We start from the raw sequence: 7,166 nt of genomic DNA on the forward strand, positions 1-7,166 counted from the left end.
TTCTTACTTTTCAAATTTATTTTCTTTTGTTAGTGAGACCCTTTTTAGAGATTAGATAGGCGGGAGCTATGTGATTTTTAGTAAAAACAGAAACATCACCTTCGTTCTGATACTCCTCACCGCAATTATCATCATCATTTTAATGTTCATTCCGTATAAACAAGCTCTTGTTTTCCTACAAATTGAAAAAAATGATGAGCTCTCCTATATTCCGATATCCACGGGGGAGACATTTAAGATAAAATATAAACATTCCATTCATTTAACAGATGTTATTGAAAGTTATAGAGTGACAAAACAGAATGAAATTCAGCAATACGAATTGGAATACGAGGAGTTTGCTGTCGGAATGCCAGCAGGTGCTTCTGAGGGGGAGACCTTTGAAATTAAAGACGGGAAGTTTTATATTAAAAACATGCAAAGGAAATTTCCTTCATTTATTTTACGTATAGGTCAGGTAAGGGCAAATCATACTCTTATCTTTCAGAATCATTCCTACCCATTATCGAACTATAATGAACCTGGAAGTCGTGTGCGTATTCATGTAAAAACACTGAGTTTTATCCAACAATTGAAAGGAGTGAATATCCTTGACGACAAATGAAGGATCACTGTCACAAGAACGGCAGCAGGAATTATTAGAAAAATACGATCCTGAGGCTGCAACTAGGAAGTTGAAAGGGATATTTGGCTGGATTGTGTTCTTTGGTTTGCTAGCCTTTTCTTTATTTCAACTCTATACAGCCATCTTTGGGGTATACACAGCCCAAATCCAACGGTCTGTTCACCTGGGATTTGCATTAGCCCTTATTTTTTTGCTGTTTCCAGCACGCAAAAAGAATCTAAAAAAGAGTAAAATTGCCTGGTATGACATCTTACTGGCCGTTATAGGAGTTGCAGTTGGGGCATACTGGCCTCTAATGATTGATGAACTAGTTAATAGGGTAGGGCGTCTTACCGATGTAGACTTTTATATGGGCTTGGCCGCTATCTTGCTTGTGCTTGAAGCGACAAGAAGAACGGTAGGATTGCCAATCACCATCATTGCTTCCGTTTTCATGGTTTATGCTTTGTACGGTCCTTATATGCCAGGGTTCCTTGCGCATCGGGGGCTTGATTTAGAAACGCTTGTACAAACAATGTTTTATACAACAGAAGGTATTTTGGGAACGCCACTAGGAGTTTCGTCAACCTTTATCTTCTTATTTCTATTATTTGGTGCCTTCCTTGTAAAAACAGGTGTAGGGCAGTATTTTAACGATTTAGCTGTTTCACTTGCAGGAAAAAGGGTTGGTGGACCTGCGAAGGTTGCGATTTTTTCTAGTGCCCTACAAGGTACGATAAGCGGGAGTTCCGTTGCCAATGTAGTAACATCTGGATCATTCACTATTCCAATGATGAAAAAGCTTGGCTATCGTAAGGAATTTGCTGGTGGAGTTGAGGCTGCAGCGTCAACCGGTGGACAGTTGATGCCACCTATTATGGGAGCAGCTGCATTCTTAATGGTTGAATTTATTGGTGGCGGCATCACTTACTGGGAAATCGCAAAAGCTGCTACAATCCCAGCTTTGTTATACTTTACTGGTATTTGGATTATGGTTCATTTTGAAGCGAAAAGAGTCGGTCTTCGTGGGATGACTGACGAAGAATTGCCAGACCGAAAAGAAGTACTCAAAAAGATTTATCTCTTGCTTCCAATTTTAGCGGTTATCTTATTAATGGTAAGTGGAATGAGTATCATGCGCGCGGCATTATGGTCCATTTTGATTACGATATTAGTAAGTATGATTAGAAAAGATACAAGAATTGGATTCAAAGATATGATTGACGCCTTAGTAGATGGTGCTCGTACGGCTCTTAGTGTTGCTGCTGCAACAGCAGCTGCGGGTATAATTGTTGGTGTGGTAACAAAAACAGGTTTGGGACTAAAGTTAGCTAATGGACTATTAGACCTTGCTGGTGGAGTTCTTATTCCAACGCTCATGTTGACGATGGTGGCAGCAATTGTTTTAGGGATGGGGTCGCCAACGACCGCCAATTATGTTATTACCTCAACAATCGCAGCTCCAGCAATCATCTTACTTGGAGTACCTGATCTTTCTGCGCATTTGTTTGTATTTTACTTTGGAATCATTGCTGATATTACGCCTCCAGTTGCACTTGCAGCATTTGCAGCAGCCGGGGTATCAGGCGGGGAACCGCTCAGAACCGGGGTTAATTCAGCGAAGCTTGCAATTGCCGCCTTTATCATTCCATATATGTTTGTTCTATCACCAGAACTGCTAATGATTGATACTACTTGGTATTACTTAATATGGGTCGTATTTACAGCCATTTCAGGTATGACGGCAATCGGGGCAGGTATTATTGGTTTCTGGTTTAGAAAACTTTACGCGTATGAAAGGGTCATAGGGCTAGTCGCTGGAATCATGCTGATCTATCCAGAAGGCATGACAGATATAATAGGTTTAGGCTTGTTTATCCTATTGCTCGCCTTACAATTTATGTTCAAACGTAATGAGCCTGCACAGCCAGGAACTGCTAGTTGACTTTTATCAAATTTAAAACGGAAGTCCTAAATAGGGCTTCCGTTTTTATTTATGCTTAGGAAATTATAAAGGTTAGGGGTGTGGATAATTGTGTTCGTTCTTTGCATCCAGCTCCAGCACCTAGCCCCTCGGGTCATAAGCTTGTTTAGCTGCGGCTCCTAGGGATGCGAAGACATAAGCCACTCCCTTTCAGAAGGTAAAAAGCACCTTCTTACAGGGCGCGTCTTATGCTTGTCATCCCTGTACAGTCGCCTCCGCTTTTCGTACAATCCGTCAAGACTCACGGGGTTGTTCAAGGCGCTTGCACTTTTGTTCATGTACCGGTTATAATAAATGTTGACTTTTGTAACAAAACATTATATATTTATTTATGTCCTCTCTAGGACTTTTATTATCACTTTGATTCCGTAGCTCAGCTGGGAGAGCGCTACCTTGACAGGGTAGAGGTCGCTGGTTCGAACCCAGTCGGAATCATCACTAAAAAAGACCATAAAAACCTTAGTATAAAGGTTTTTATGGTCTTTTTTGTTGTGTTTTCAATCAAATTTGTTGCTTCTTTAATACTAAGTCTAACCCAAACTCCTTTTTGTGCTGATTTCACTGTTTTTGTGTTTTATTAGGAAAAAGTCCATTCCAATAGAATTCCATTATCTGTTTGGCTGCTTCTTCAATTGTCGGAAACAGGCCTGATTGATCTGGGTTTCGATAATTACCAACCTTTAGTAAAGATGTATAGCTTTGAACGGCAAAATCTATATTAATCTCTGGAATTTCTTTAGTTTTGATTGAATCACTAAAAGCCGTTTTTAAAGCATCAAACATCTTTGACTCAGCTTTATGCATGTCCTCAAGTTGTTTCCTAGTCAAGGAGGTCTTTGCTTCTCTTAGAAAACTATCTAAGTCAATGTCCAAAGTAGCTCTTAAATGAGCTTCTGTGACACGATATAGTCTTTGTCTTAGTGGCTCAGAACCTTGAAGTATTTCTAACATGTATCCGCGAATTCGAGACATGAGTTGGACCATTGCATCAGTAAACAGAGTGGCTTTGCTATCATAATAATAGTAGATTGTTGCCTTTGTCACGTTACACTTTTTTGCAACATCATCCAAAGAAACATTCTGAAACCCATTACTTAAAAACAGCTCTAAAGCTGAATGGAGGATAACTTCTTTTGTAGGTTTTGTTTGTTCACTTGAACGAGGTCTTCCGAGTGAGCGTCTGTTCTTCTCTGTCAAGTTTGTCCTCTCCTTACAGTTAAATCTACTTTATTATAGCACTTAGAGATAAACATTGATAATTAACTTACCAGTATATATAATTTAAGGGCATAGTTTTTCATTTGTGTTAAAAGGAGAGAAGAGGATGTCTTTAAAGAAACTGGTGGAGTCGGTCGTTGGACCTAAAAGTCGATGGCTGACATTGGTTATATGGGTACTTATTGTAGGTTTATTATCTTTTATGTGGCCACAAGTGAATAGTGAGGAAACAAACTCAAGTCAGTTACTTCCAGATTCTGCAATGTCTGTGGAGGCGGAACGAATTGCTGAGGAACAGTTCCCGAATGAAACCGGTGTGCCCTTATTGGTCGTATGGTATCGTGATGGTGGGTTGAATGAAGGAGACTTTAAACACGTTCAAGCGTTTTACCAAGATCTAAAAGAGAAACCTCTCGATTATCAGTCGATGGTCCCTGATTTTGGAAGTATGCCCCTAGAAGTATTACTTCAAGTGGCTTCTGAAGATGGTGAGGCTCTATCAACACCAATTTTTTACAATACAGAGGCATCTGTGGACGAGTTACAGGAATCACTGGATTTATTAAACGAAAAAATAAATACCCTTGTTGGTGATGAGGCTTTTTCAAAGGAGCTATCTGACGATGGTTTACATGTGCGTTTTACGGGACCTATAGCCATTCAGACAGACGCTACTGCTCTTTTCAGTCAAGCCGATGTGACATTATTGATTGCAACAGTCGTGCTGGTTTTGTTCTTATTAATTATTCTATACCGTTCAATTATTTTGGCATTAGTACCGTTGATTGGAGTGGGATTTGCCTACGGACTCATTAGTCCTTTACTTGGTTATTTAGCAAGCAATGGATGGATTGTTGTGGATGCACAGGCGATTTCTATTATGACCGTTCTCCTTTTTGGTGCAGGAACGGATTATTGTCTTTTTCTTGTGTCAAGATATCGGGATGAGCTACAGCTTGAACCGAATAAATACAAAGCGCTTCATCTAGCGATTGCTAATTCAGGCGGGGCCATTATGATGAGTGCTTTGACTACGGCATTGGGACTGCTTACTTTAAGCTTGGCACAATACGCATCCTACAACCGATTTGCGGTTCCTTTTAGTGTGGCAATTATCATTATGGGGATTGCTGTGCTCACTTTGCTACCAGCGATTCTAGCTATACTGGGTCGAGTGGCGTTCTTCCCGTTTATTCCTAGAACGGAATCGATGTACCAAGAGCTAGAGGCAAAACGAGGTAAACCCGTGCGCAGACCAAACTATCGAAGCGCGTTCAGTAGAACAGCGGGACGAATTGTTACGAGTAAACCATGGTTCATTATTATAATCACAGTCATTTTCTTGGGTGTACTCGCAGCCTTTGTCCCCAAAATTGACTATACGTATGGTGTATTTGAATCGTTTCCAGAGGATATGCCGTCTAGAGAAGGAAATACCATTATTGCGGAGCACTATCCTGTGGGGGAGATTGCACCGGTTCAACTGTTGATCGATACAGACGGGCATGACGTTTCCATTGAGGAACTTCTCTCTACACTACCTTATGTGGAAAAGGTAAGTGAACCATTAGTTGGTGAACGGAATGCAAACATCAAGGAATACAGCGTTGTTCTATCTATAAATCCTTACTCAAATGAGGCGATTGTTGCAATACCTGAATTAAAGAGTCAAGCAGAAGCAGTATTGAAAGATGCAGGTGTCGTTCAAGCGGAAGCACGAGTTTGGCTAGGTGGAGAAACGGCAACGTTGTATGATACTGAACAAATTACAAGTCGTGATCAAAATATCATTATTCCTGTTGTTTTGGGAATCATGGCAATATTACTAGTAGTTTATTTACGCTCCATACCTGCGATGCTCTATCTGTTACTTACTGTGGGATTATCATTTTTATCGGCCCTTGGACTAGGCTGGCTCGTCATTCATTACGGATACGGAGCAGAGGCGATGCAAGGCTTAATTCCTCTATACGCGTTTGTCTTCCTAGTGGCTCTAGGAGGAGATTATAACATTTTTATGATTTCGAGCATTTGGAAAAACCGTAAGAAGATGCCGTTGAAAAAGGCAATTTCTGAGGGGGTCGAGGAAACTAGTAGTGTGATTACTTCTGCAGGACTGATTCTAGCTGGGACGTTCGCAGTCTTAGCGGTACTGCCTCTTCAGGTACTGGTGCAATTTGGAACCGTTACAGCGATTGGGGTACTGTTAGATACCTTTATTGTCAGACCTCTTCTAGTACCGGCCATTACAACGGCACTTGGAAGGTTCTCTTTCTGGCCAGGAGAGCTGTGGAAGAAAAAAGATGGGGAGAAGGAAGAGGCATAATATCATATTGGATGTACGATTTGGACTGTTGAAAACAGTCCTTTTTTATATGAAATTATACCAATTAACCACCAATAGAAGAGCCGGGTAAACCACTCCCATAGGACCACTTTTTTGCTAATAAGAAATATTAAAACAAGCATTGCCAGCATCATCGCCATGCCAATTGTACATATTTAGACTATGGAAGGATAAAATTGTGCTTTCCAAATTACGATAGGGGAAGTGTCTAAATTTGAATTGGATGAAATCTCTTTTTAATACACGCAGGACACGAATGGTTTTAAATATGTTTGGAAAGAAAAAGAGTAACAACGGTATAGTAGGATTGTCATTGTTGGGACTAGGATTAACTAGTGCTACGGTAGTTGGTTTAGTTAGGAACAGGAACATGAATATGGATAATACGATGAAAAATATGATGAACCGCTTTGAACTTGGAAAGAATGGTCAAATGCCTAGCCTTGCAGCTATAACGGAGTTTGCTGATGAATTTATGCCTAAAAAGAAATAACCTTTTAAGACTGCCCAACTTATTGGAGGGCACTGAAGAACCTTCGGATCTCTGAGAAAATAATCTCTTGAATCAAAAAACGACTCTGAAATTCAAAACCAGAATTTAGAGTCGTTTTTTATGTTTCATAAACAAATGGGAAAGCCTTTTGAATTTAAACTAAGTATAGGACACTGTTGATTGGAGTGGAAGGCGGCGAAGACTCCTGGAGCGACCGAGCATAGGTCGTAATTATATAGCGGGTGGGATTCCCGTCGAGAAAGAATTAGCCATTCACTCGTAGCGAGTCTTGGAGGGCAGGTGGTAACACTCTGCTTTTAAGCGTAGACAGCTAGGTAATGGGCCGTAAGCCGTTAGGTTGAAGGGATTGAGCTTCGAAATTTCGCGTTAGTTGGGAAGGCCGATGCACTCAGGAGTGTAGAAGGCAATATTGTTATTCTCGTAAATGGCGAGAGAATAACAACTTCCTCGGAGTCGGTGACCATGGCACGTTACACACTGATATATTACGGCAACTCGG

The 7,166-nt window shown here is 40.7% G+C and carries 5 protein-coding genes and 1 tRNA gene; 5 read left to right on the plus strand and 1 reads right to left on the minus strand.

What is annotated here, in order from left to right:
- Nucleotides 1-70 precede the first annotated feature (70 nt).
- From BMX30_RS14140 to BMX30_RS14150, 3 genes are all read left to right on the plus strand, one after another.
- The gene (locus BMX30_RS14140; protein ID WP_244532601.1) at nucleotides 71-604 is read left to right on the plus strand and encodes a DUF1850 domain-containing protein; all 534 of its coding nucleotides are present in this window, start codon (nucleotides 71-73) and stop codon (nucleotides 602-604) included.
- A complete protein-coding gene (locus tag BMX30_RS14145; protein WP_090746852.1) occupies nucleotides 591-2,549 on the plus strand; it encodes a TRAP transporter permease in 1,959 nt (652 codons plus the stop codon). The genes BMX30_RS14140 and BMX30_RS14145 overlap by 14 nt, the downstream gene beginning before the upstream one ends.
- A gap of 401 nt (nucleotides 2,550-2,950) precedes the next feature.
- Nucleotides 2,951-3,023: transfer RNA gene (locus tag BMX30_RS14150), tRNA-Val, on the plus strand.
- A gap of 123 nt (nucleotides 3,024-3,146) precedes the next feature.
- On the opposite strand, the gene BMX30_RS14155 is transcribed toward BMX30_RS14150, so the two are convergent.
- A complete protein-coding gene (locus BMX30_RS14155) occupies nucleotides 3,147-3,785 on the minus strand; it encodes a TetR/AcrR family transcriptional regulator (protein ID WP_090746855.1) in 639 nt (212 codons plus the stop codon).
- A gap of 127 nt (nucleotides 3,786-3,912) precedes the next feature.
- Here BMX30_RS14155 and BMX30_RS14160 point away from each other — a divergent pair, with 127 nt between their 5' ends.
- Together BMX30_RS14160 and BMX30_RS14165 are read left to right on the plus strand one after the other, a co-directional pair.
- A complete protein-coding gene (locus BMX30_RS14160; protein ID WP_090746858.1) occupies nucleotides 3,913-6,132 on the plus strand; it encodes an MMPL family transporter in 2,220 nt (739 codons plus the stop codon).
- A gap of 235 nt (nucleotides 6,133-6,367) precedes the next feature.
- The gene (locus tag BMX30_RS14165; protein ID WP_090746861.1) at nucleotides 6,368-6,646 is read left to right on the plus strand and encodes a hypothetical protein; all 279 of its coding nucleotides are present in this window, start codon (nucleotides 6,368-6,370) and stop codon (nucleotides 6,644-6,646) included.
- Nucleotides 6,647-7,166 lie beyond the last annotated feature (520 nt).

This window comes from Mesobacillus persicus (assembly GCF_900109925.1).
In the GTDB taxonomy this organism is placed as follows: Bacteria; Bacillota; Bacilli; order Bacillales; family Cytobacillaceae; genus Mesobacillus_B; species Mesobacillus_B persicus.